Source organism: Stenotrophomonas sp. YJH_SMC_119, from assembly GCF_059368315.1.
In genome coordinates, this window is the sequence record NZ_JCAFRP010000003.1 from 121,500 (window position 1) to 146,940 (window position 25,441).

A 25,441-nucleotide genomic window follows, 5' to 3' on the forward strand; every position below is an offset into this window, starting at 1 on the left:
CGGTCAGGTGTCAGGAGAAGTAGGTGCCGCCGTTGACGTCCAGATTCGCGCCGGTGATGAACGCCGCCGCATCCGAGGCCAGGAACACCGCAGCGTCGGCGGCTTCGTCCGGCGCGCCCTGGCGGCGCAACGGGGTGGCGCCGGCAACGGCCGTGCGTACTTCCGGCTTGGTGAATTCATCGTGGAAGCGGGTGGCGATCATGCCGCAGCACAGCGCGTTCACCCGGATACCCTTCGGCCCCAGCTCCTTGGCCATGGCGCGGGTGAAGGTCATCACCGCCGCCTTGGCGGTGGCGTAGATCGATGCGCCCGGGCCGCCGCCATCACGACCTGCCTGCGAGGCGAAGTTGACGATGGCCGCGCCTTCGCGCATGTGCGGCACCACCGCGTGGGTGGTGAGGTAGGTCGAGGTCAGGTTCAGGTCCATCACGGTGTGGAAGAACACCGGGTCGATGTCGGCCAGCGGCCGGCGCTGCACCATGCCACCGGCCACGTTCACCAGCAGGTCGATGCGCTCGCCGAACGCGGCCTGTGCCGCAGCGACCAGGCCGGCGACGGCCGTGGCATCGGTGACGTCGGCGCGATGCACCATGGCCTGGCCACCGGCCGCCTGGATCCGTGCCAGCGTTTCCTGGGCACTGGCCTCGTCATTGGCGTAGTTGATGCAGACGCGTGCACCGGCGGCAGCCAGCTTGATCGAAACGGCGCGACCGATATCGCGGCCACCGCCGGTGACAATGGCCACCTTGTCCTGGAACGACATGCGGAAAACTCCTTGGTTTGCGGGGGGATGAAAAACGTGGGCTCAACCGCCGCGGCGGTCGAGCTTCCGGATAGGGCCGGTCCACCACCACAGCGCGGCCAGCGACAGCGGCACCAGGGCGGCAACGAGGATGAAGATCGGGGCATAGGAGTGGCGGGTCAGCACCGGCACCAGCCAGGTGGTGATCAAGGTGCCGGCCACGGCGGCCAGGCCACCCAGGCCTGCCAGCGTGCCCACCGAGCGGCCGTCGAACAGGTCGCCCGGCAGGGTCTGGATGTTGCCGATGGCCACCTGGAAGCCGAACAGCACCGCAGCGATTGCCAGCACCGCCAGCAGCGGCTGGGTGGCCAGCACGGCACCCAGCAGGGCAGGAGCCATGACCACGCAGCCCAGCGTGATGGACAGCTTGCGGGCGCGGTCCACGCTGTGCCCGGCGCGTATTAGGCGCCCGGACAACCAGCCACCACTCAGGCTGCCCAGCATCGCGCCGACAAACGGAACCCAGGCGAACAGGCCGATCTGCTTGATGTCGAAGCCGAAGGTTTCAGCCAGGTAGATCGGCAGCCAGGACACGAACAGCCACCAGATCGGGTCCAGCAGGAAGCGGCAGGCGAGCATGCCCCAGCTCTGCCGGTGGGCCAGCAGCTCACGAACGCTGGCCTTCGGCGCCACCACCGCCTGTTGCCCGGCCTGGTCTTCCTGGATCAGCCGGCGCTCGGCATCGCTCACCCACGGGTGCTTGTCCGGGCCGGCGCGGTAGACAAACAGCCATGGCAGCAGCCACAGGAAACCGATTGCACCGACCAGCACGAAGGTGCCGCGCCAGCCCAGCCACAGGTACAAGCCGGCGATGGCCGGTGCGGACACGATCGCGCCGATCGACGCACCCGCGTTGAACACGCCTTGCGCCAATGCGCGCTCGCGCGCCGGGAACCACTCGGCATTGGCCTTCACCGCGCCCGGCCACGCGCCTGCTTCGCTGATGCCGAGCATCGCCCGCACCAGGCTGAAGGACAGCATCGAATGGGTGATCGAGTGCAGGGCGATGGAGATCGACCACACGCTGATCGACAGGGCGAAACCCAGGCGCGTGCCGATCATGTCGAACAGGCGGCCGAACAGGAACTGGCCGGCGGCGTAGAACAGCATGAACACCGTCACCAGCAGGGCGTAGTCATCCTTGGTCGCGCCCACTTCCCTGGCGATTTCCGGCCACATCACCGCCAGTGCGTTGCGGTCGATGTAGTTGATGACCGTGGCCACGGCAATCAGGCCCACGATCAGCCAGCGCACGGCTGAACGCACCGGCACCTTGCGCAGCTTGGCCACCACCGCAGGGCCGTTCATTTGCCGTCACCCTTGCTGCGGTCCAGGCGCGCATGGCTGCCGTTCCAGCGGTAGACGTGGCCGTCGACGGTCACGCTGTGCTCGCTCGTGGTGGCGCTGTTATCGGCGACACCCAAGGCGATGCGTGCACCGCTGGCCAGGCGCAGCTCGATCACCTCGGCATCGCTGCCGCGGGTACGCACGATCTCCCTGATGCGGCTGTCGGCGCCATGCACGTACTCGGCGGTGCCGTTGTACTCGCCATGCGGCTCCAGCACGCTGAAGAAGGTGACGTCCTTCTGGCCGTCCACGCGCTGCAGCAGGGCAGGCTCGCGGCGCAGGTTGAATTCCGGATCGTTCGCGCCGCTTTCCACCAGCAGCGCCTGCGCCGGCGCACTGCTGCCGAAGCGGTAGGTGTAGAAGCGCCCGTCCAGCAGCCACGCCAGCGACCGCGGCTCGCTGCCGGGTTTGCTGCGTGCATCCAGCCACAGGTGCTGGTAGCCGTTGTCCTTGCCCAGAACCGGGCGCTGGCTGGGGAAGTGCTCGGCCTCGAAGCCGGTGGTGACGATGTGGCCGTTGAAGTGCAGCGGCAGGTCGTAGCGCGCGGCCTTGTCGCCGTGCACCTGCAGCAGGTCCAGCACCACCGGCAAGCCCAGGTCGGGGTGGCGCAGCAGCGCCTGGGTGCGGGTGAACGCCACGCCGGGATAGGCATCGCGCATCGTTGCCGAGGCAATCTGGGTATCGGCATCGGCCTGGAAGAAGCGCACCTGCGGGGCATGCGCCTCGCCACGCTTCCAGTTGCCGTTGAAGTGGCTCTGCTCGTCCACCACCAGGGTGTTGTGGGCCACGGTCTGCTTGGCCCAGCTGCGGTTCTCGGCCAGGTAGATGCCACCGCGCTTGGCTTCCACGTTGAGGAAGCGGGCGGCGCCGTAATCGGTCACCACCGGGTTGCCGTTGTCGTAGAACAGCCAGTTGAGCTTGTCGAAGTGGCCGTGTCCCATGCCCTGCATCGTGTCCTTCTGCACCAGTGCCTGGCCGCGTTCGCCGTTCATGCGCAGGATCGCCAGGCCGCCGCGGTCGCCGTCGGGGCCATCGCGCAGCAGCATCGGGCGGTAGTCGAAGGGCTTGGCCTTGTTGGCGGCCAGTGCCTGCGCCACCTGCAGGCCTTCGGGTGACAACAGCAGGCGCTTCTGCTGCTCGGCCACCGACAGCAGGCGGTCATCACCGGTGCGCGCATAGGCGATGCCGATGCCGGCCACCAGCTCTTCGGTGTCGATGCCCTTGTCCAGGATCGCATCGTTGATCGGGAAGAACAGGCCGCCATAGCTGGACTGCACCAGCACATCCACCGCCTTCAGCAGCACGCCATCGCGACGCGCGAAGATCTTCCGCTGCGGCTCATTGCGTTCGATGGCGTTGGCGAACAGCAGGAACGGCGCCAGTGCATAGCGCTGGTAGTAGGGGCCTTCCTCGTAGTAGCCATCGGGCGAGAACAGCAGGTCGATCTGCCGCAGGAAGCCGAACTTGTCGTCCTTCTGGCTGCCGCGCAGGGACTTCTCCACCAGTTCCTGGTCGCGCAGCACGTAGCCGGTCATGCCGGTGGCGGCCACCGCCCACGTGGCGTGGTTATGAATCTGGTCGTAGTTCTTCGGTTCGCTGACGAGGAACTCGGCCATCGGCCGGAACACCTTCGATTCGATGGTGTCGCGGTCCTCGGCGGACAGCGCGTCACGGATCGCGTCATAGCCCTGGATGGCGTTGACCAGCCACACCGAATCGTTGAGCACCTGCCAGAACACGCGGCCGGGAATCTGGCCGCGACCCTCCGGGTGCGGGCCCAGCGTGGGGTAAAGCTGGGCGTACTGCAGCAGCATGTCGCGCGCGTAGTCCACGTAGGCCCTGTCGCCGGTCAACCGGTACAGCGTGCCCGCCGCCAACAGTGCCTGGTAGTTGCGCTTGTGCTGTTCATGGGTGCGCCCGCCGCCCTTGTCCCTGGGCACCGGCACGTCGATGCCGGCCTTCATCATCTTCTTCAGTGTTGCCTCGGTGCGCGCCTGCTCCTTGGCGAACCACGGGTAGCGGCGGCCTTCGCTGGCCATCTGCTGCCACTGCGCAGCGGTGACCAGCACCGGCGCGGTGTCGGCCTGCCGCGCGGCGGCAGCGGGCGCTGCGGACAGCGACGCGGTCGGCAGCAGGGCGCAGGGGGCGGCCAGGGCCAGGGAAACGAACAGCGGCTGCAACCTCATCGATCAACTCCATTGCGGGTGCGTGACAGGGCAACTTCGCCCACCTTGGGATACCAGTCGACGCCGGTCGCCTCGCGCGCGGTCATCGCCAGGGCAGGATCGGCGCCCACGGCGGGCAGGGCAGGCGTGGCCACCCACAATCCGCTGGCAGCCTGCTGCAGGCTGACGCCACGGCCCTCTACGCCACCCGGGAACACGGTGCTGGCTGCCGGCGACTGCACGTTGCCGCTGAAGTCGATGCCGGCCAGCGAACTGGCGGCATTCGGCGGGTTCCTGCTGCTGCGGTTGACGATCAGGTTGCCGGTGAAGCGGCTGCTGCTGGCGGCGACCAGGATGCCTTTGGCTTCATCGTGGCCGACGCCGAAACTGATCTTCGCCACGTCCACGAAGGTGTTGCGATTGATCGTGGCATTCACCACCGGCGCATAGCCGGACAGCGGAGGACTGGCCTGCGCATCCATCACCGCCAGTGCCGAGCGGTTGCTGGACCCGGCCAGCCGCTCGAAGTAGTTGTTGCTGACGGTCTGGTCGGCGTTGATGATGCGTACGCCGCCGGTGCCGGCCTTGTCATCGCCGAGGAAGACGTTGTCGATCACCCGGTTGCCGTTGCCATGGCGCAGGGTCAACGCGCCGGCCGAACGGTAGAACACGTTGCCGCGGTAGGTGTTGCCGCCGGACTTGTTGCTGATGATCTCGGTCTCGCCGTCGCAGCCTTCGAACCAGTTGTTCTCCACCGTGCTGTTGGAATCGCTCAGTGAGCTGTCGCTGGTGCCGACGCGGATCGTTTCGCCCCCGTTGACGCCCAGCGCCGGGCGCGGCCCGAACCAGTTGTGGTCGATACGGTGCTGGTTGTCCAGGCCCTGGGTGGCATCGCGCACCACCACCACGGTCGGCCCGGCGTTGGTCTTGCCGCGCAACTGGCTGTGATCCAACCGGTTGTTGCTGCCATACAGCGATACCCAGTAGTCCTGGTCGCTGGCATCCGGGTTGGTGTAGTCATCGATCACCAGGCCGGTGACGCGGCTGTTGCTGGCGACTGCCTTGCTCGACTCGCGGAACGCCACCACCGCATCACCCGGCGCATAGCCGTTGCGGAACACCAGGTTGGACACCTGCAGGTAGTTCCCGGCCAGGCGCAGGTCCGAGCGTCCGCTGAGGACGACCTTGCCGGCGGTCTGCGCGCGCAGCACGATCGGTGCGGCTGCCGTGCCCTGACCCTTAAGCAGCAGCCGGGCATCGGTCCAGGTGCCGTCAGCCAGCACGATCTCATCGCCAGGCTGCAGCGCCGAGGCGGCGGTAGTGAACTCCGCGACATCGTGGACGAGCCAGCTGGCTGCACTTGCTGCTGAAGTGGTCAGGCACATTGCCAGACCAGTGGTCAGGCAAAACAGCCATGAATCATTGGATCGGTGACGCGCCAGCGAGTGAATGCGCATGAAATCCTTCCAGGGACGGCCGGGCCGTCGTTTCAGGGTGGGCCTGCATACCACTTTCGGGTCTGTTGTAAGCCAGCTTTCGCGCAAAGTCATGCTGCATGAGCACATTAAATTGCGATCAAGTGGTATGGATCAAAGGCATTTGAACAATCGCATACCAATTGGTTGACATTTTCATGTCGCCGTGCCGAAGCTGCGTCCCACGCCTGGCATGCAGGCGATCCTTTGGGAGGAGGAAACCATGCGGCGACCCGCCGGAGCAGTGCACAGCATCTCGTTGTCCCCCACACCCCTGATCGTGGCGCTGCTCGCCGTGCTGGCGGGGCTGCCCACGGCCCAGGCGCAATCCGGCAAGGACGCGGCAGGGCAGGATCCCACCACGCTGGACCAGGTGCAGGTCACCGGCATCCGCGAATCGATGCAGAGTTCGATCAACAAGAAGCGCGATGACACGGTCATTGCCGACGTGCTCTCGGCCGATGACATCGGCGACCTGCCGGCGCCTTCGCTGGCCGATGCGATCGAGACCCTGACCGGCGCCGCTTCGACCCGCGACAAGACCGGCGCCTCGGAAATCTCCATCCGTGGCCTGGGCGCCTTCCTCAGCAGCACCAACTTCAATGGCCGCGAGATCACCAACGGCAGCGGCGACCGCTCGGTGAACTTCAACATGTTCCCCGCCGAGCTGATCAATACGGTGGCCATCTACAAGACCCAGCGCGCCGACATCATCGAAGGCGGCGTGGCTGGCACCATCGGCCTGGAAACAGTGCGCCCACTGGAGTACGGCAAGCGTGCGGCGCAGCTGGACCTGCGCGGCAGCTGGGCCGAGTATGACAAGAAGTACCGCGACGACGACGGCATCGGCTATCGCGGCACCGCCAGCTACATCGACCAGTTCGAGTTCGGCAACGGGCAGAAGCTGGGCATCTCGCTGGGCTTCCAGCGCCTGGATGGCACCGACCCGGAAGAGAGCATCACCAGCGGTTCCACCTGGTATGCCTGCGATGGCACGCAGAACGTGGGCAATGCCAACTGCAATGAAGTGTCCGCGCAGGCCATCGCCAACGGCGCGCCGTACTACCTGGTGCCAAGCAGCCGCATCTACCGGCTCAAGCAGGAGCGCAACGACCGGCAGAGCGAGTTCGCCGCATTGCAGTGGCGGCCCAATGACGTAGTTGAAGTGAACCTCGACTTCGAACACACCGAGCGCAACTGGTACGAGAACCGCAGCGACCTGAGCCTGTCCAACGCCCGCCGTGGCATCACCCGGCGCGAGGTGGACGAGGACGGCATCGTGCGCCACCTGCATGGGAGCACCTCGATTGATTCCACTTCAAACCGCTACTGGCGTGGCGAGGAGTACACCGGGGGTGGCCTGAACCTGATCCTGCGACCGACCCCGGCCTGGGAACTGTCCACCGATCTTTCGTACTCGCACACCAATCGCCTCGACAGCGAGCGCATGACCCGCCTGCGTGCCAACCAGCGCGACGTCAACAATGCCATCGTGCCGGGCATCAGCAGTGGTGCCACCGGCTACGTGGACTATGACTGGGACTGGCACGGCGAAGTGCCCAGTGTCGCGCTGGCGCCGAACTTCGACCCCAACAACTGGGACGCCTACACCGGCGCGGCGCGCGTCACCTCCAGCGCAACGGAGAACGACCACAGGATCAAGGCCGGCCGCTTCGATGCCAGCTTCATGCCCGAGTCCGGTTTCTTTACCCGCATCAAGGGTGGCGTGCGTGCCAGCCAGGCTGACTACCGTCTGCGCGACAACACCCTGGTAACCGACTACGACCAGCGCGTGGCGGCCGACAAGGCGAAGATCATCGCCGCCAACCGGGCCTGCCGCGCGCCGTTCCCGCAGGATGACTTCATGGATGCCGCCAGCGGCAACACGATCTCCTCGTGGGCGTACTTCGATCCGAACTGCCTGTACCAGTCGTTCCGTGGCAGCCTCGACAGTGGGTTGGATCCGGGTTTCCAGGATCCGAACAATGTCGATATCACCGAGAAGACACGCGCGCTCTATCTGATGGGGGAGTTCAGCAGCAGCCTGTTCGGCTTGCCGGTGACCGGCAACCTCGGCCTGCGCTGGGTCAAGACCGACGTTCGCTCCGAAGGTGTGCGTACCGGGCTGCGTATCGAGGACAATGGTGACGGCACGATACGCCTGCAACCCACCGGCGAGTACAGCACGCAGGTGTTCAAGGCGGGCAACGACAAGCTGCTGCCCAGCCTCAACGCGGCCTTCGAACTGCGCCCGGACGTGTTGCTGCGGGTCGGTGCATACCGCGCGATGTCGCGGCCGGACATCGCCGCGCTGGGTGCCGGGCGCACCATCAACGTGAGCAGTGATGCCACCTACGGCAATCTGGCCGACGCGCTGGATGACATCAGCGCCAGCGGCAACCCCGCCGCGCAGCCGCTGATGTCCTGGAACGGCGACCTGTCACTGGAGTGGTACCCGAACCCGGACACGATGCTGGCCGGCGCGGTGTACTGGAAGCAGTTCAACGGCGGCACCGCCACTGCGCTGGTGCCGGAGACCTACACCATCGACGGCCACAGCGTGACCGTGCCGGTACGCCAGCAGGTAACCACCGACGAGGACAGCACGCTGACCGGCTTCGAGCTGACCGCCACCCATCGACTGTCGTACCTGCCCAAGCCGTTCGACGGACTGGGCTTCAAGGTCAGTTACAACTACGCCGATGCCGACTACCGGACCCAGGACTCGCGACTGGGCGAGCAGCTGGCCAGTGACGGCACGATCATTCCGGCGATCGTGCCGCCGGCGGGCCTCAGCGGCTTCTCGCGGCACGTCCTGTCCGGCTCGATCTACTGGGACGTCGGGCGCTTCAACATCCAGGCCATCGGCAAGTTCCGCTCGCACTACTACCAGGACTTCACCGGCAACACCGCGCAGCAGAACCGCTACTACGATGACAACACCAGCGTGGACCTGCGCCTGCGCTACCGGGTGAACAAGCAGTTGTCGCTGTCGCTGGAGTTGATGAACCTGACCAACGAGCCGCGCGTGGCCTACCAGCCGCTTTATGGGAACTTCCGCGAAGTGGTGACCTACGGGCGGCGTGCGTATTTCGGTGTACGATACAAGTTCTGAACAGGGCGGCGCGGCCAGTGGTCGCGCCGTCGCTCCAACCGGACCCTTGCCGGCCGCGGTGGCAGGGCAGGGACCGGGAAGGAATCGCCAAGGGTCAGCCGCATGTCCGCCAACCGCCTTTACCAGACCATCGCTGCCAAGCTCCGCAAGCTGATCGAGGACGGCGAATTTCCGCCGGGCTCGCGGCTGCCGGGCGAGCGTGAGCTGGCCGAACGGTTCGGTGTCAGCCGGGTCACCATCCGCGAAGCCGAGATCGCACTGGAAGCACAGGGCTGGATCGCCATCCGCATCGGATCGGGCGTGCATGTGAAGCCGCGCCCGACGCAGGCGCCCGGCGGGCTGCCGGATGTCAGCGCCTTCGACCTCACCGCTGCCCGCGCGGTATTCGAGGCCGAGGCCGCCGCTCTGGCGGCAAGCAATCTGGATGATGCCGGCATTGCCGAGCTGCAGGCGCTGGCCGAAGCGCTGTGCCGTCGCGACCTGAGCGACGCGGAAGCCGGCGAGTACGACCGCCGTTTCCACCTGGCCATCGCACGGCTTTCCGGTAACCCGGTGGTGGAGTTCTTCGTGCAGCAGATCTGGCGCATGCGCAGCGAACTGCCGCGGGTAACCGAGGTCTATGCACGGGTCTGCCATGATGATGGCGCCAGCCGTGCCGACGAGCACATGGCGATCTTCGAAGCCCTGCGCGCGCGCGATCCGGTGGCCGCGCGCAATGCGATGCGCCATCACTTCCAGCGTCTGTTCGAGGCCATGCTGCAGGCGACCGAAAGCCAGGCGCTGGAGGAGATCCGCCGCCGCACGCAGCAGGACCGCGAACGGTTCATGGCCACGACGCGTATCTGAGTAACGGCGTTTCCAGGGCCGCCGGGGCGGGTCAGGACGCTGTGACGTGCGGGGAATCATCCTTGCCGGTGCCGACGAGCGCGAAGTAAGCTCTGCTTCGTCGACGAGGGGGACACCATGTACGCAAGGATCGCGGCAGCTGCGCTGCTGTGTATGACGGCCCTGCCTGCGTCGAGCGCCAACCGCGGCTCGACGGTGATGGAGGACTACGCGGCGGCGCTGAATGCCCGCGGGCAGATTCTGCAGTTGGATACCGGTGACATGTTCGGGGAAAGGATCGGGCTGTTTACCGGCTCGGTGGAATTCCTGCAGACCGACGTCGACCTGCCGGGCAACAGTGCGCTGGAGGTGGGCATCAAGCGGCGCTTGGTGGCAGGTGCACAGGGCCGGCAGGGATTGGGCATGTTCGGGGTGTGGGACCTGGCCCTGCCCAGGGTGCATGGAACGTTCAGCACCCAGGGGGGATGGAAGAATTACGTGGTGGCCGAGCCGCTCAACCGCTGTTCGAAGTTCACCCCGCCTCCAACCGAGATCGTCACGGTGAAGGCACAGACGCCGACAGGGCCGGGGACATTCACCGAGTACTTCAACTCCGACGAGTTCTGGCATGGAACGCAGCTCTACCTGCCAGAGACCGGTGACGAGGATCTACTCGCGCAAAGCAACGAATGGCCCGTGCCGAGTACAGGCCATGCCTACCCGATGCGAACCAAGAGCGGCAATGTCATCCGCTGCGTCGCCATGGACGATGGGGCAGGTGAGGGCTTCGAAGTCACGACGCCTGCCGGTATCACCTATACGCTCAATCATATGGCCAGCCTTGGCAGCGGACCGCCATTGATCAAGAAGGGATACTCGCGGGGAAACTTCGGCTCGGTTACGGAGTTCGAGTTCGTTCTTTTCCGGCAGGAGTTCCATATTCTTCCGACCAGTGCCCGAGACCGGTTTGGCAATTCGGTGACCTACACGTGGGATCCGGCAAATCCACGGCAGTTGCTGCGCATCGCAGCCAACGATGGCCGCACCGTCGATCTCGAATGGACGGCTGGATCGCCCAGCACGCTGCCAAGCGAAGTGAGCGCGGTCCGTGCGGGCGGGAGGACGTGGACCTACGGTACCGTGGTGGGTGGCTACAAGGTCACCTTCCCGGACCAGTCCTACTGGCAGACTACGGGGTTCAACGTAGGCACCATGGGTGCCGGTGCCGTTCCCGCAGAGCGGGGTTTCTGCCGGAATCCGGGTGTGGTGACCTACGGCCATTCCGGTTCGATCCGCCATCCCAGTGGTGCAGTGGCGAAGTATCGCTTCGAGCCGACGCTGCATGGCCGCTCGTGGGCGCGTTATGGCTGCAGTATGCCCGACAGCACCGGTAGCGGGTTCCTCGACTCGATCGAATACACGCCCGCCAGGTACTACACGTGGTCGCTGGTTTCCAGGACAGTCACCGGGCCGGGCATCGACCAGCCTTATACGTGGGCCTACAGTTACGGCCCGGCCAACGGGTGCTATGCCGACGGCAGCAAGGAACTGTGCCAGGCGAATTCGCCGGCCACTAAGTGGGTGGACGTCAAGGATGCAGAGGGTGTCACCACCCGGCACACCTTTGGCAATCGATTCAATGTGGACGAAGGCTATCTGCTTTCCTCGGTCCAGCCGGGCCGCGCCACCACCCTCAGCTATCAGCTTGACGCTTCCGGCAGCTATCCGGCATTGGCCGGGCGACCGGCATATCAGCGTGCCAGCGGAATCATCGCAGCCAAGCAGATACCGTTGTTGCAGAAGGTCATCGAGCAGGATGGCGTACGCTACATCTGGAAGGTCAATACGTTCGACAGCATGGCACGACCTGTGTCCATCACTGAAGCCAGCCAGCCCGTGCAGTAGGCGTACGATGTGGCAGGACAGGGGCCGCAACGCGGGCAGTGGCACGTGCTGGATCGCCCCGCCGCGCCCTGTTCGCCCTGGAAAAGGGAGCAGCAAGAACGAAGGCACTACACCGCCGGAACCGAGATCCTCTGCAGATCCAGTCTGGCCCTGGCCCACCCGCGTTGTCGATGCCTGGCCCGTGACCCCGCACCGACTCATTCCAGGAATCCCGCATGTCCGACACCCCTCCACCGCTGAACATCCTGGCGTTTGCCGGCAGCCTGCGCAGCAACAGTTACAACCGGCGCCTGGTCAGGGCTGCAGCAGGCGCCGCGCCTGCGGGCCTGCTGCTGACCGTGCATGACACCATCGCCGATATTCCGCTGTTCGACGAAGACCTGGAAGCCGCCGACCCGGCCGGCCCTGCCGGGGTCAAGCGCCTGCGCACGGCCATTGCGGCCGCTGACGGCGTGCTGATCGCCACGCCGGAGTACAGCCAGTCACTGCCCGGCGTACTCAAGAACACGCTCGATTGGCTGTCCCGCGACGATGCCGAGTACCGCACGGTCCTTTCGGCCAAGCCGGTGGCGATCATCGGCGCTACGCCGGGTCACTGGGGCACCAAACTGGCACAGTCGCAGCTGCGCCATACACTGACCGCCATGGGCGCATTGACCATGGCCTCGCCACAGCTCTATGTGGCCGAAGCAGCGGCCGCCTACGACGCTGACGCGGAAAATTTCGACGCGGCGACGCGCAAGCGCCTGCAGCGCTTCCTGGAGGGATTCCAGAGCTGGGTCCAGCTGCTGCAGGGTGGGGCGTCGCGCGGTTGAGCGATGCCGGCAGAGGCCGTCATCGCCCGCCGGTGCCAAGGGCCGGATCATGCAGGCCGCGCAGCTTCTTCTTGTTGATCTTGCCCACGCTGGTCCGCTCGATTGCATCCACGAAGCTCACGCGCTCCGGGATCGCATAGCGTGAGATGTCTCCGGAACGGCTGCGCGCCGCGACCAGTTCGATGATCTCCGCTTCGGCCACATGGCTTCCCGGCTTCCTGACCACCAGTGGCAATGGCCGCTCGCCCCATTTCGTGTCGGCGATACCGATCACCGCGACCTCGCTGACCGCCGGGTGCAGTGCGATGATGTCTTCCAGCGCGAGCGAGGAGATCCATTCGCCCCCGGTCTTGATCACGTCCTTGATGCGGTCGGTGACACGCAGGTAGCCAGCTTCGTCGATGTTGCCGATGTCGCCGGTGTGCAGGTAGCCGCCCGCCCAGAGCGTTGCCGAAGCCTCGGGATCGTGCAGGTAGCCCTGGGTCAGCCAGGGGGCGCGCGCCACCACCTCACCGGTGGCGACGCCATCGTGGACGACATCGCCCATGTCCGGGTCGACGATGCGCAGGTCCACCAGCGGCACCGGAATGCCGGCCTTGGTGCGCAGTGACAGCACCTCGTCGGCATCGGTCACGCTGTCCACGTCGATCTGGGCGATGGTGAGCAGAGGGCAGGTCTCGGACATGCCATAGCCGCCGAAGATGTCGATGCCCCGCGCCAGTGCGCGCTGCGCCAAGGCACGGGGCAGCGCGGCACCACCGATGATCACCTTCCAGCCCTCCAGGTCGGTCTGCCCCGCGTCCGGGTGCTCCAGCAGCATGTGCAGGATGGTTGGCACGCAGTGCGAGAAGGTCACCTTTTCGCGGGCGATCAACGCCAGCAGTTTCGCAGGCAGGTAGCGCCCCGGATAGACCTGCCTGATGCCCATTGCGGTAGCCACGTAGGGCAGGCCCCACGCGTGCACATGGAACATCGGGGTGATGGGCATGTAGACATCGTCACGATGCAGGCGTCCCTGGCGGGGTGCGCCGCCGAGCGCGGCCATCGCCGCCAGCGAATGCAGCACCAGCTGCCGGTGGCTGAAATAGACCCCCTTGGGCAATCCGGTGGTTCCGGTGGTGTAGAACACCGTGGCACGGGCATTCTCGTCGAAGTCCGGGAAGCGGACGACCGGCGTGGCACCGCGCAACCCCGCTTCGTACTCGGTGGCGAAGCCAGGCGGCAGCGGGCCACCGGCATCGTCCAGCAGGATGCGCGTGCGCAGGTCCGGCAGCTGCTCGTCGATGGCGTCCAGCAGCGGCAGGAACTCGCGGTTGGCCAGGATCACCCGCGCGCCGCTGTGGTTCAGCGTGTACGCGATCTGCTCGGGGGCCAGGCGCACATTCACCATCATCAGCACCGCACCGATCATCGGAACCGCGAAGTAGGCCTCCAGGTAGCGGTTGCTGTCCCAGTCCATCACCGCCACCGTGTCGCCGTGGCCGACGCCCAGCGAGGTCAACAGGCCGGCCAGCTGGCCGATGCGCGCCTGCAGGGTGCGGTAATCGAATCGGACCCTATCGCCATAGACGACTTCCTGTTCAGGACTCACCGCCAGCGGCATCAGCAGCAGCTGCTTGATCAGCAGTGGATAGGCATGGGCATCGGGAGTGGGGGCGGATGACATGGCATTTCCTCGTGGGCGGCGTTGCGGTCGCCGGCCTTCTCCGCACCACACTATCAAGCCCTTCCTGCTGTACCAGCGTACCTAGGTACCTGTTCCCGCGCGCAGCCGATTTGATAATCTCGCCAGGACATGCCAACCCTGCTCATCGCCGATGATCACCCCTTGTTCCGTGCGGCACTGCATCGCGCGGCGGAAGAGGCGGTCGCCGATCTGCAGATCAGCGAGGCGGATTCACTGGACAGCGTGCTGGAGGCGATCGAGAACCAGTCGATCGACCTGATGCTGCTGGACCTGCACATGCCGGGCAACCATGGGCTGGCCGGGCTGGCGACCATCCGTGCGCTGCAGCCGGGCCTGGCGATCATCATCGTCTCCGCCAACGAGGAGCCGCAGGTGATCCGGCGCGCCATCGACCTCGGCGCCGCGGGCTACCTGCCCAAGAGCTCGGGTTTGAACGAGCTGCAGTCCGCGCTGCAGTCCGTGCTGGAGGGCGAACGCTGGATCCCGGCGCTGTTGCGCGAGCCGGTGGCGCGGGTAGCGCCGTTCAGCAGGGATGCCGACCTCGCCGCGCGCCTGGCCAGCCTGTCCGCACATCAATACAAAGTGCTGGGGCTGGTGGCCGAGGGCCTGCTCAACAAGCAGATTGCCGACCGGCTGGGCGTACAGCTGCGCACGGTCAAGGCGCACATGACACGCATCATGGAGCGGCTGGGCGTGCGCAACCGTGCGCAGGCCATCCGCGTGCTGCACGAAATGGGGTTGGCCGATCCGTCGCGGCAGATCGAAGAGCTGCCCGAGCGCTGAACGGTCAGCGCGTGGCAGTGGCCGCCAGCAGGTGGTTGATCGCCCAGCGCAACGCCAACGGCTTGAACGGCTTGTTGAGCAGGGATAGCCCAGCGCCGCGCACCGCCTCGCGTGTATCACTGCTGGTATCCGCACTGAGGATTACCGTCGGCCGCGGTCCATGCATGTCCGCCAGCCGCTGCCACAGCGCAACACCGGTATCGCCGTCATCCAGGTGATAGTCGAACAGCCACAGCGCCGCCTCGTGCGCTGAGGGCCCGATGGCATCGGCGCTGCCTGCCGCGATGACGTCGCAGCCCCAGGAAATCAGCAGTTGCCGCATCGCCTCCAGCGCGTCCGGGTCGTTGTCCACTGCCAGTACGCGGATACCCTTGAGGGCGTTGCTGCCACCCGTCGGTGCCGAACTGCGCGGGGCAACAGGCGGTGCTGCGCGTTGCACGCTGATCGAGAAGGCCGAGCCGTGCCCGGGCACGCTGCGCAGGTGCAAGGGTGCATGCAGCAGATCGGCGATGCGGTGGGCGATGGTCAAGCCCAGTCCCAGTCCCTGGCCGTTGCTGCGATCGACCCGGTGGAACTCCTCGAACACCACCGCCTGCTGCTCCGGAGCAATGCCGGGGCCGGTGTCATGCACGCCGATCATCAGTGCCTGCCCCTGGCGGCGCACACCCAGCAACACACCGCCATGGCGGGTGTAGCGAATGGCATTGGCCAGGAAGTTCTGCAGCACCCGGCGCAGCAGCAGGGGATCGCTATGGACCCAGGCCTGGCTCCGCACATGGCGGAACTGCAGGCCGCGCGCCGCCGCCAGCACCGCGAACTCCTGCGCGAGCGGATCCAGCACCGTCGACAGCGCGAACGGGCGTGGATCGGCCACCAGCCCACCGGCTTCCAGTCGCGAGATATCGAGCAGGCCGGACAGCAGGTCATCGGTGGAATCCAGTGCGCCGCGGATCTGCTGCAGGAAACTGTCGAGGAACTCGGATTCGATGTGCTGCGACATCGCCTCGGTCAGCAGCTGGGCCGCATGCAGGGGCTGGATGAGGTCATGGCCGACCGCCGTCAGGAAGCGGGTTTTCGCCGCGTTCGCGCGCTCGGCCTCCTGGACCGCCTGCTGCAGCCTCGCGGTGCGGTCCTGTACGCGGCGTTCCAGCGTTTCATTGCTGCGCTTGAGCGCATCCTCCGCGCGACGGAACGCCGTGACATCGGTGAAGGTGGCTACATAGCCGCCACCCGGCATCGGGTTGCCGCGGATCTCGACGATGGTGTCATCGGGAAATATCCGTTCCGACAGGTGTGGCGTGCCACGGCGCATATGCGCGACGCGGCGCTGCAACGCCCTGGTGGGCGTGTCGCCGGGGCCATCGCCGATCTTCAGCTGCCCCAGTGCCCACGCCGTGAGGTTGACCACCGGCTGCCCGACCTGCAGCAGCTCCGGCGGGAACTTGAACAGCGCGGCGTAGCGGCTGTTCCAGGCCACCAGCTGCAGCTGCGCATCGACCACGCTGATGCCCTGGCTCATGTTCTCCAGCGCGGCTTCGAGCAGTCGCTGGTTGAAGCGCAGCACCTGGGTAGCTTCGCCGACGGCGCGGGTCACCGCATCCAGCGGCGCGGCGCCGCCCTCGCGTGCGGCTTCGACCAGCAGCCGTGCCATGCCTGCGCCCACCACGGCCGTCAGCTCACGCTCGACGGCGGTGACCCGGTCGTCATCCAGCATCTGCCCGGCGTGGCCCTCGAGCAGCTGGCGCGCACGCTCCTGGCCAAGGAAGCGTCCGGCGGTCCTGCGCAGGGACGCCGCAGCCACCGCATCCCGCCTCCGCGGCAATGACGGACGCACGGCCCGCGACACCAGGGCCACGGTCAGCAGGTTGACCGCCAGGCTGGCCCCCATGCTGATGGCGATATGCCCCGGCTGCACGCGCAGCGAGACCACCGCCAACCAATGCAGCCCGTCGGCGCCGACCGACGGCGTCGCGGCCGGGATCACCATCGGCAGCAGTACCAGCCACAGCCAGGCCAATGAGCCCAGCACGATGCCGGCGATGATGGCCGCGGAGGGCGTACGTGGGCGATACACCGCCAGCAGCACAGCCGGTGCCAGCTGCGAGAGGGCGGTGAAGGACATCAGGCCGAAATCGCTGAGTGCCTCGGTGTCGCTCATCGCGCGGCTGTACAGCCACGACATCAGAAACACGGCGAGGATGCCGGCACGGCGGAACGCCAGCACGCGCGGGCGCAGATCGGCGTTGGCCACGCCACCCTCGATGCCGCCGAGCAGGCGCGAACCGAAGCCATGGTTGCCCAGCATGATCGACAGCGTCAGCCCGGACAGGATCATCATGCCGGTGGCCGCACTCAGGCTGCCCAGATAGGCCAGCAGCGCCAGCAGATGATGGCCAGCGGCCTGCGGCAGCGCCAGCACGTACAGGTCGGGCGATACCGAGGCCGGCAGCTGCGCAGCGCCGGCCAATGCCATCGGCACCGACGGCAGGCCGATCAGCAGCAGGTAGACCGGGAACATCCAGCGTGCCGTCTTCAGGTCCGATGTCTGGCGAAGCTCGACCACGCCAACATGGAACTGGTGCGGCAGGGTGAACGCGGAGATCGCCCCCAGCGCGACCATGGTGAGATAGTCCGGCACGATGGCCGGTGGCGGCAGCTGCGCCATCTTCTCCAGCAGCGGTGTGCCGGCCTTGTGCACGGACAGCGCCGCATACAGGCCAATGGCCAGTAGCGCCACCAGCTTCAATACGGACTCCAGGCCCAGCGCGACCACGATGCCGCGGTTGGGCTCGGTGGCCGAGGCCTCGCGTGCACCGAACAGCAGGGTGAACGCGGCCATCGTCAGCGCGAACCAGAACGACATGTCCAGCTGCGCACCGGCAGGCGCGAACCCATCACCCAGCAGGGTGCCCAGCCCCTGGCTGACGGCTTTCAGCTGCAGTGCGATGTACGGGATGATGCCGAACAGCGCCACCAGGGTGATGGTGAAGCCGAGGCCGCGATCGGCACGCAGTCGTGCAACGACCAGATCGGCGATGGTGGCACTGTTGTGCTGCTTGGCCAGCCGCCCGAGGCGGCGCAGGAACGGCAGGCCGAACGCGAAGATCAGCGCCATGCCGGCCAGGGTTGGGGGAATGGGGAAACCCCATTGCCGCCCCTGCGAGGCCGCACCGTAGTAGGTCCACGCGGTGCAGTGCACGGCCAGCGACAGTGCATAGATGAGCGGCCATGCCTTCGAAAGCCGGTGCCCCCGGCGCTCGCCCCACAGCGCCACGCCAAACAGCAGTGCGGTCCACGCAATGCAGGCGAAGAGGACGATGGAGGGCGTCAACATCGCTCCAGTGTAGGGAGAGAATCGGGCGGGGTGGTGCTAGGGCGTGATCACGATCAGTGACAGCTGCTCAGCGACCAGTGCCAGCTCGCCATCGGCGACCCGCTCGACGGCCTTGCGCTGGATCAGCAGCCACTGGCCGGGCTGGCGCGCATCCAGTGACACCAGCAGCGAGCGTACCCGCACCTCGGACCCGCTCGGCACCGGCGCCAGGAAGCGGACCTTGTTCAAGCCGTAGTTGAGCACATGGGCGATGCCGGGGAAGCCGGCCAGGGCGGCCACATCGTCCTCCACCGTCAGCGAGAGCAGCAGGAAGCCGTGTGCGATGGTATGCCCACCCGGCATCTGCGCCTGCGCCCGCGCTGGATCGACATGGATCCAGTTGTGGTCGCCGGTGGCGTCGGCAAAGGCATCGATGCGCGCCTGGTCCAGGCAGGTCACGCCACTCAGCCGCTCACTGGCGGCCCACTGCTGCACGGCCTGCAGGGCGGGAGGCAGCTCGCTGTCCGCACTCACGCCACGCGCTCCAGCAAGGTCAGGATCGCGTCACGTGCCTCTGGCTCGGACAGCATCGGCGCGTGCCCCACATCGGGCACCTCCACCAGCCGGGCACTTTCCGAGGTGGCCGCCATCTGCCGCGCGACATCGGCCGGCAGGATGTCGGACAACGCACCGCGTACCACCAGCACCGGCACCCGTGTGGTCAGCCCGCGAACCGCACGCCACAGCAGCGGACGCAACAGCCACAGCAGCCATGGCCGGGTGGTGCGGATCACTGCCGGGTCGTAGTCCAGTTCCAGCAGGCCATCGCTGCGCGGGCGGAAGGTGCGCACCGCCATCTGCCGCCAGTCGTCGGTGCTGAAGCGCGGGAACGCGGCCTTGCCGATGGATTCCACGTAGGCCGTGGCCTGCACCAGGTCCATCGGCGGTACCGGCTTGCCGGCATACTTGCCGATCCGTGCCAGCGCCTCATGCGGCACCTTGGGGCCGGCATCGTTGAGCACCGCGCCCGCGATCCGCTCCGGCGCGCGCGAAGCGAGGGTAATGGTCACCAGCACGCCCAGCGAGGTGCCGACGAACACCGCCTTGTCGATGTTCTGCGAGCGCAGCAGCGCGACCATGTCATCCGCATAGGCACGTGGGTTGTAGCTGGACGGGTCATATGCGCGTTCCGACCCTGCGCGACCGCGCAGGTCGACCGCGATCACGCGCCATCCCTCGGCGGTGAGTGTTTCGGCCAGTGCATCGAAATCGGCACCATTGCGGGTCAGGCCGGGAATGCAGACCACGGTGCCGCGGGGCGCCTGCCGGGCATCCGCTGCATGGTCGCGCGCGTGCAGGCGCAGGCCATCGTCGCTGTTCCAGTACAGGTCGTCGTAAGACTGCGTCATGCAGAAGCTTCCTGAAGATCGTAACGGATGCGCTAGAAATCGTAACGGACGCTGAGGCCATATTGGCGCGGCGGACCATAGAAGCCAATCAGCGTGCCGACTGCAGGAATGTTGTAGCCAGTAGTGCGGTATTCCTTGTCGGCCAGGTTGGTGCCCTGCAGCGAGAAGGTCCACGCATCATCCAGGCGCCAGATGACGCCGGCATTGACCAGCCCGTAACCCTGCTGGCGGATCACCGGGCTGAGGTCGGTGGTCGGCCACACTTCGCTCTGGTAGCTGTAGCTCACCCGTGCCGACAGGTTGCTGCCGTTGGCCAGGTCGGTGCGGTATTCCACGTTGAACGCACCGGAGAACTCCGGGGCATTGGTGAACTTCATCTGCCTGGCCACGTTGACGCCGCGGTCGATGTACTCATCGTACTTCGTGTCCAGCCAGGCCAGGTTGCCGGAAATCAGCCAGTGCTGGCTGGGCAGGTACTGATACTCGACTTCCAGGCCTTTGACGGTACCGGCGCCGGCATTGGTGAAATCACCGAAGAAGGAATCATCGATGCCATCGCCATTGGTATCCAGGCCGGTGAACACCGACAGCTGGATGTCCTTGTACTTGTTGTAGAACGCTGACAGGTTCAGGAACAGGCGCTGGTCGAGGAAGGCCATCTTGCTGCCGACCTCATAGCTGTCCACGGTCTCGTCATCGAACGGCTCCGCCGAGCGCGGTACCGCCACCGCGTTGGCGCGGATGTTGTAGCCGCCGGACTTGAAGCCACGCGTCGCCAGCCCGTAAACCATGATGTCCGGAGTGATCTGGTAGTCCAGCGAGACCTTGGGCGAGACGTTCCTGAAATTGGTCTTCTTGTCGAAATCGGCGGTCACCGCCACCGGCCGGCTGAAGCCCGGGTCGGCGTAGAGGCGGTTCAGCACGATCGCGCGCTTGTCCTCGTCGGTGTAGCGGGCGCCGACATCGAGCTTCAGTCTGCTGGTCAGGTCGAAGGTCCAGTCCGCATACAGCGCGATGCTGTCGGTCAGCACCTTGCCCTGGTTGTCGGCGAACTGGGCACTGAAATAGTTGTTCTGGATCTGCCCGCCAGCCTCGCCACTGAACTGGTACAGGCCGACCACACCGCGCACCCGGCCGCCGGCATCGTAGTTCAACTGCACTTCGTTGCTGACCTGGTCGTCGTGGTAGGTGCCACCCACGTCGGCCAGCTTGATCGGCGTGGTGTCGAAGTCGATGTTGGCCTCGCTGTCCGACTCACGCTTGGCCACCACATACTTCACAGCGATGTCTTCGTTCGGTCGCCAGTTCACCGTGGCCGAGGCGCCCTTGCTCTCCACGTTGTTGAGGTTGCGCATGCCCGAGCGGATGTCATAGCGGCTGTCCATCGGCGGGTAGGCGCGCAGGAACGGATTGGGTGCCAGCATCTTCGAGCCGCGCATGCCGGACTGATCGTCGATCCAGTCCAGTGCGAACTGCACGTCGAAGTCGTCGCCCGCATACGCGCCCAGGTTCAGGCGTGCCGCGTTGATCTGCTTGTCGCTGACCGGCTGGCCGTTGAAGGTGTTCTCGCCAAACCCGTCGTGGTTCATGCTGGCCACCGCCACACGGGCGCGCAGGCCACTGTCGGCACCGCCGATCGGGCCGCCGATGGCCGCCTTCGCATCCAGCTGGCTGTCGTTGCCCACGGTGATCTGGGCGAAGCCCTCGGTCTGGGTCGGCAGGCCGCGCGAGATGTACTTGATCGCGCCGCCGATGGTGTTCTTGCCGTAGAGCGTGCCCTGCGGGCCGCGCAGCACCTCGATGCGCGAGACGTCGAAAACGTCCAGCAGCGCGCCCTGCGGACGTGCGATGTAGACGTCATCCAAGTAGATGCCAACACCCGGATCGGCGCCCCAGGTGGGATCGGACTGGCCGATGCCACGGATGTAGGCGGTGACCGTGCTGCTGGCGCCGCGGGCGGCGTAGATGGTCAGGTTGGGCACCTGCGCATCCAGGTCGCTGATGTCCTGGACATTCATCTTGTCCAGCGCTTCGGAGGTAAATGCGGTAACCGCTACCGGGACCTCCTGCAGGGTTTCCTCGCGCTTGCGCGCGGTGACCTTGATGCTGTCCAGGTTGGTGGGTGATGCAGTGCTGGCCGCCGTCGGCGTGGCCTGGGGCGTTTCCTGTGCCAGTACCGGCCCGGAGGCCAGCAATGCGCCGATCATGAGACTCAGGCAATTCCGTTTCATTCGGTCATCCCCCAGGCAGCTGCTTGCAGATGGCCCATTGCCATCCTGCAGCCAAGGCTAGCGGTGTCATCACGCAGCGGCGAGTGGACCTAGGTCCAGTCGGCAGCGGCCACTGGATGCGGATACTGGGCGCGCCCCCAGCCGGAAGCGCGTCCCGGTACCACTTCATCCACGACTCACGCATGAGGATCTGGCCATGAAATCCGGAATCGATTCGATCAAGGTTGTATTGCTGGTGCTGTGCAGTTGGCTGGTGATGGCGGGCAGTGCCCTCGCCGCAGGCCCGGCCGGGCATTGGGACGTTGGCCTGTACGGCAATCTGTTCGGCGCCCGCGAGTACCAGGTGTGGGTGCCGGCGGGCTACGACGACCAGCAGCCGCTACCGTTGCTGCTGGTGCTGCACGGCTGCGTCAACGGGCCCAACCTGATGGGGGAGGCGTCAGGCTTCAATGATGTGGCCGACACCGAAGGGTTCATCGTGGTCTACCCCCGGCAGAACGTCACCTCCAATCCGGCCCGCTGCTGGAACTGGCAGCTGCCGATCAACCAGGCCCGCGACAGCGGCGAAGCGTCGATCCTGGCCGGCATCGTGGACAAAGTGAAAGCGGACTACAGCGTGGATCCGCGCCGGGTCTATGTCACCGGCATTTCGGCAGGTGGTGCGATGACCTCGATCATGCTGGCCTGCTATTCGGATGTGTTCGCTGCCGGTGCCATCCACTCCGGTGGCATGTTCAAGGGCGCGACCACGATTTCCGGCAGCGCCTATGCATTGCTGGCCGGCAGCATCTATTCGCCGGACAGCAATGGCCGTCTGGCGTGGCAGTGCTCGGGTTCGCCGTCGCCGCGACCGCTGCCGGTGCTGGTGTTCCATGGCAGCGCCGATCTCACCGTCAATCCGGTGAACGGCCAGCAGGCCGTGCGCCAGTTCCTGCAGACCAATGACCTGGCCGACGACGGCCTGGACAACGACTCGGTGAAGTACGTGCCGACCAGCACCTATCACGGACAGGTGCCGGCCGGCCGCGCGTATACCGTCGACACCTACGCCTACGGTGGCAGGACGCTGGTCCAGCACTACGTGGTGCAGGACATGGGGCATGCCTGGAGCGGCAGCCAGTCGGGCCTGCCATTCACCGACCCGAAGGGGCCGGACGCCACGCTGATCACCTGGTTGTTCCTGAAGGACTACCAGCGCTGACGGGGGGCAGGGGGCCTCCAGGGAGGGGCGGGACTGAAGGTGCCGGATGGCACCTTCAGCCGCTCATGGCAATCGATTATCGTGAGCGCCCGTTCCCACGACCTTCAAGCGCCGGCGCATGCAATCCATGTCAACGACTGCCCGAAACCGGCAATGGCTCAATGCCGTCGTGCTATCCGCAGTGCTCCTTGCCGTCGGCTGCGAGGGCAGGAAGGCACCGCCGAACGATGTGGGGGCGGCGGTCGACGAGGCGGCCCATGCCCTGATTGAACAGCCTTTGCTGCACTCGGCCTCCATCGGCGTGGTGTACCGGGGCAAGACCTTCATCCGTCACCGCGGCGAGATGGTAGCCGGCAAGCCCGATGTTCCGACCGACGCAACGCTGTATGAGATCGGCTCGCTGAGCAAGACCCTGGCGGGCACGTTGATGGCCCGTGCGGTGCTTGAGGGCAGGGTGGGCCTGGAGGATGACGTTCGCAGCTACCTGCAGGGCGACTATCCGAACCTGCAGTACCAGGGCCAGCCCATACGGGTCCGTCACCTGCTGTCACACACCAGTGGCCTGCCGAACATGCTGCCGGAGCGGGCGAACACCGTGTTGGAGGACTTCACCGATCACCGCGTGCCCGGTGAACTCAGTGCCCTCTATGCGCATTACGGCAAGCCGGATTTCCTGCGGGATCTGCACGCCGTGCGGATCCCACGGATGCCCGGGAAAGAGTACGCCTACTCCAGTGCTGGGACGGAGCTGACGGCCCACATTCTGGAAGGCGTCTACAAGACCGACTACACGTCATTGCTGCGTGGCTTCTTCAGCGATGCCGCAGCAATGACCAGCATCGGGATCAAGCTGGGGAATGCGGAAAAAGACCGTCTTGCCATCGGCTACCACAGCGACAATCCGGTGCCGACCTCGCCGATGCCACAGTTGCCATGGGGCGCTTCCGGCAACGTCAAGGCAACAGTGCCCGACATGGTGAAATACCTTCAGTTCCAGCTGGCCAACGGCCCGGTGGTGCAGGAATCGCATCGCACTCTGGCCAGATTCGACGACGAGTTCAGCATTGGCTATTTCTGGAACATCGTCGCTGGCGATCGCCAGAAGGGTGTCTATTACGCCCACCACGGTGGCGTTCCACGCTCGCAGTGCTACATCTACATCATGCCGGAGCACGATCTGGGCATCTTCGTGATCACCAACCAGAGCGGCGACCGGACCGCGCGTGCCATGGAGGCGGCGATCGATACCCTGGTCGGGAGAATCGCGGCGCGTTGAACCTCCCGCTGAGGCTCGGGCCCACGCGGCCCGGTCCGTGGACCAATGTGGCTTCGCAGGACGACGTGTCGGACAAGCCTGGAACCGATCTGGACAGACTGCTCGGCCCCGGCGGCTGTCGGCCGCAGGGCTTTGCGCTCGCATTCCTGGCGTTCGTCGCTGGATATCATCGTTGGTCGCATGGTCTGCGCCGCGGCAATGCCCTCGGCTAGGCTATAGCGATCGACCGCAGGGATGACGACCCCATGAACCGCTGGCTTTTCCTGGCGCTTGCTGCGCTCCCGTTCACTGCCGGTGCCGTGGTCATCCGTGATGACGTTGACGACGCCCGGTATCAGATCGATGCCTCTGTCTTCCCGGCGCTGGCTGACATGCCGGGTGAAGGACATGGCGTTCTCATCGCCCCGCGCTGGGTACTGACCGCAGCGCATGCGGCACCCATGGAAGGGATGGAAGAATCCATCTCCATCAATGGACGCGCCTATGCGGTCGAGCGCGTCTTTGTGCATCCCGGTTTCAGAAGAATGCCGGAGGCCCTGGGCAAGGAGGCGCTGGCGACAGGAAATCCCTCCAGGATCCACGCGTTCCTGGCAGCATCGGATGACATCGCACTGATCAGGCTTGCGACTGCTGTAAAGGATGTACAGCCCGTAGCGCTCTATCGCGGTGCTGCCGAAGTCGCGCAGATCGCGGCCCTGATAGGAAAGGGGGCTACCGGCAATGGCGTCGTAGGGCTGGTGCCGGGCGGCCCGCATCGCACGACCCTGCGGCGGGCATTCAACGCGATTACCGGCGGCAACGAACGGTATCTCTGGTACCGGTTCGATCCGCCACCGCAGGCCCTGCCGCTGGAGGGGGTTCTCGGCAACGGTGACAGCGGCGGTCCGCTGGTGATTGATGATCACGGAACGCCGCAGCTGGTGGGGCTTGGTTCGTGGATCACTGCGGTTCCAGAGCATGCGCTCGAGGCGGGGTTCTATGGCCAGGTGGTCTACAACGTTCGCGTATCGCGCTACATCGACTGGATCGAAAGCATCAGCCGTGACGCGTCACATTGATTGCTTTTCGTGGAGGCGTAGCAGTGCAGGGGGG

Annotated in this window: 17 protein-coding genes; 8 read left to right on the forward strand and 9 right to left on the reverse strand. The window is 65.9% G+C overall.

All coding sequences use genetic code 11. The features are described 5' to 3' along the window. Positions 1 to 10 precede the first annotated feature (10 nt). The 4 genes from AC5P6S_RS06555 to AC5P6S_RS06570 are packed head-to-tail and all read right to left on the reverse strand — an operon-like array spanning position 11 to position 5,771. Entirely contained in the window at positions 11 to 763 is a 753-nt protein-coding gene (locus AC5P6S_RS06555; protein WP_005413520.1) for an SDR family NAD(P)-dependent oxidoreductase, read from the reverse strand. Positions 764 to 805: 42 nt separating this feature from the next. Beyond that, positions 806 to 2,110, reverse strand: coding sequence for an MFS transporter (locus AC5P6S_RS06560; RefSeq protein WP_495204529.1), 1,305 nt, complete (start codon positions 2,108 to 2,110; stop codon positions 806 to 808). Continuing rightward, positions 2,107 to 4,335 (reverse strand): oligoalginate lyase, encoded by a 2,229-nt coding sequence (locus AC5P6S_RS06565; RefSeq protein ID WP_099561373.1) that lies wholly within the window; start codon positions 4,333 to 4,335, stop codon positions 2,107 to 2,109. Before AC5P6S_RS06565 ends, AC5P6S_RS06560 begins: the two co-directional genes overlap by 4 nt. Further along, entirely contained in the window at positions 4,332 to 5,771 is a 1,440-nt protein-coding gene (locus tag AC5P6S_RS06570) for a polysaccharide lyase 6 family protein (RefSeq protein ID WP_044570250.1), read from the reverse strand. Before AC5P6S_RS06570 ends, AC5P6S_RS06565 begins: the two co-directional genes overlap by 4 nt. A 241-nt stretch (positions 5,772 to 6,012) precedes the next feature. Here AC5P6S_RS06570 and AC5P6S_RS06575 point away from each other — a divergent pair, with 241 nt between their 5' ends. From AC5P6S_RS06575 to AC5P6S_RS06590, 4 genes are all read left to right on the forward strand, one after another. Beyond that, a complete protein-coding gene (locus AC5P6S_RS06575) occupies positions 6,013 to 8,904 on the forward strand; it encodes a TonB-dependent receptor (protein WP_099561372.1) in 2,892 nt (963 codons plus the stop codon). A gap of 102 nt (positions 8,905 to 9,006) precedes the next feature. Beyond that, positions 9,007 to 9,750, forward strand: a complete 744-nt coding sequence (locus AC5P6S_RS06580; protein WP_005409753.1) for a FadR/GntR family transcriptional regulator — start codon at positions 9,007 to 9,009, stop codon at positions 9,748 to 9,750. Between the two features lie 117 nt (positions 9,751 to 9,867). Next, on the forward strand, positions 9,868 to 11,634 hold the full coding sequence (locus AC5P6S_RS06585; RefSeq protein ID WP_099561371.1) for a wall associated protein: 1,767 nt from the start codon (positions 9,868 to 9,870) through the stop codon (positions 11,632 to 11,634). A 215-nt stretch (positions 11,635 to 11,849) separates the two neighbouring features. Next, positions 11,850 to 12,449 carry an NADPH-dependent FMN reductase gene (locus AC5P6S_RS06590; protein WP_049395990.1) on the forward strand — a complete coding sequence of 200 codons (600 nt, stop codon included), beginning with the start codon at positions 11,850 to 11,852 and terminating at the stop codon, positions 12,447 to 12,449. 19 nt (positions 12,450 to 12,468) lie between these two features. Here AC5P6S_RS06590 and AC5P6S_RS06595 read toward each other — a convergent pair whose 3' ends face one another. Further along, on the reverse strand, positions 12,469 to 14,115 hold the full coding sequence (locus tag AC5P6S_RS06595) for a fatty acid--CoA ligase (protein ID WP_495204530.1): 1,647 nt from the start codon (positions 14,113 to 14,115) through the stop codon (positions 12,469 to 12,471). A gap of 129 nt (positions 14,116 to 14,244) precedes the next feature. Here AC5P6S_RS06595 and AC5P6S_RS06600 point away from each other — a divergent pair, with 129 nt between their 5' ends. Further along, positions 14,245 to 14,919, forward strand: a complete 675-nt coding sequence (locus tag AC5P6S_RS06600) for a response regulator transcription factor (RefSeq protein WP_062607091.1) — start codon at positions 14,245 to 14,247, stop codon at positions 14,917 to 14,919. A gap of 4 nt (positions 14,920 to 14,923) precedes the next feature. Here the strand turns inward: AC5P6S_RS06600 and AC5P6S_RS06605 are convergent, their stop codons facing one another. From AC5P6S_RS06605 to AC5P6S_RS06620, 4 genes are read right to left on the reverse strand one after another with little or no spacing between them, the layout of a single operon-like run. Beyond that, positions 14,924 to 18,253 (reverse strand): hybrid sensor histidine kinase/response regulator, encoded by a 3,330-nt coding sequence (locus tag AC5P6S_RS06605; protein ID WP_495204531.1) that lies wholly within the window; start codon positions 18,251 to 18,253, stop codon positions 14,924 to 14,926. Between the two features lie 36 nt (positions 18,254 to 18,289). Next, positions 18,290 to 18,766 (reverse strand): MaoC family dehydratase, encoded by a 477-nt coding sequence (locus AC5P6S_RS06610; RefSeq protein WP_099561368.1) that lies wholly within the window; start codon positions 18,764 to 18,766, stop codon positions 18,290 to 18,292. Continuing rightward, positions 18,763 to 19,641, reverse strand: a complete 879-nt coding sequence (locus AC5P6S_RS06615; RefSeq protein WP_062607085.1) for an alpha/beta fold hydrolase — start codon at positions 19,639 to 19,641, stop codon at positions 18,763 to 18,765. Before AC5P6S_RS06615 ends, AC5P6S_RS06610 begins: the two co-directional genes overlap by 4 nt. 32 nt (positions 19,642 to 19,673) lie before the next feature. Next, complete coding sequence (locus AC5P6S_RS06620) at positions 19,674 to 21,872, reverse strand: TonB-dependent receptor (RefSeq protein ID WP_235650032.1); 2,199 nt, start codon at positions 21,870 to 21,872, stop codon at positions 19,674 to 19,676. Between the two features lie 196 nt (positions 21,873 to 22,068). On the opposite strand from AC5P6S_RS06620, the gene AC5P6S_RS06625 reads away from it, so the two are divergent. The 3 genes from AC5P6S_RS06625 to AC5P6S_RS06635 all read left to right on the forward strand — a co-directional run bounded on the left by AC5P6S_RS06625 (position 22,069) and on the right by AC5P6S_RS06635 (position 25,407). Continuing rightward, entirely contained in the window at positions 22,069 to 23,073 is a 1,005-nt protein-coding gene (locus tag AC5P6S_RS06625) for an extracellular catalytic domain type 1 short-chain-length polyhydroxyalkanoate depolymerase (RefSeq protein WP_099561366.1), read from the forward strand. A 127-nt stretch (positions 23,074 to 23,200) separates the two neighbouring features. Further along, a complete protein-coding gene (locus AC5P6S_RS06630) occupies positions 23,201 to 24,349 on the forward strand; it encodes a serine hydrolase domain-containing protein (RefSeq protein WP_043033420.1) in 1,149 nt (382 codons plus the stop codon). A 245-nt stretch (positions 24,350 to 24,594) separates the two neighbouring features. Next, positions 24,595 to 25,407: a S1 family peptidase gene (locus tag AC5P6S_RS06635; protein ID WP_012480325.1), complete on the forward strand. Its 813-nt coding sequence runs from the start codon at positions 24,595 to 24,597 to the stop codon at positions 25,405 to 25,407. Positions 25,408 to 25,441 lie beyond the last annotated feature (34 nt).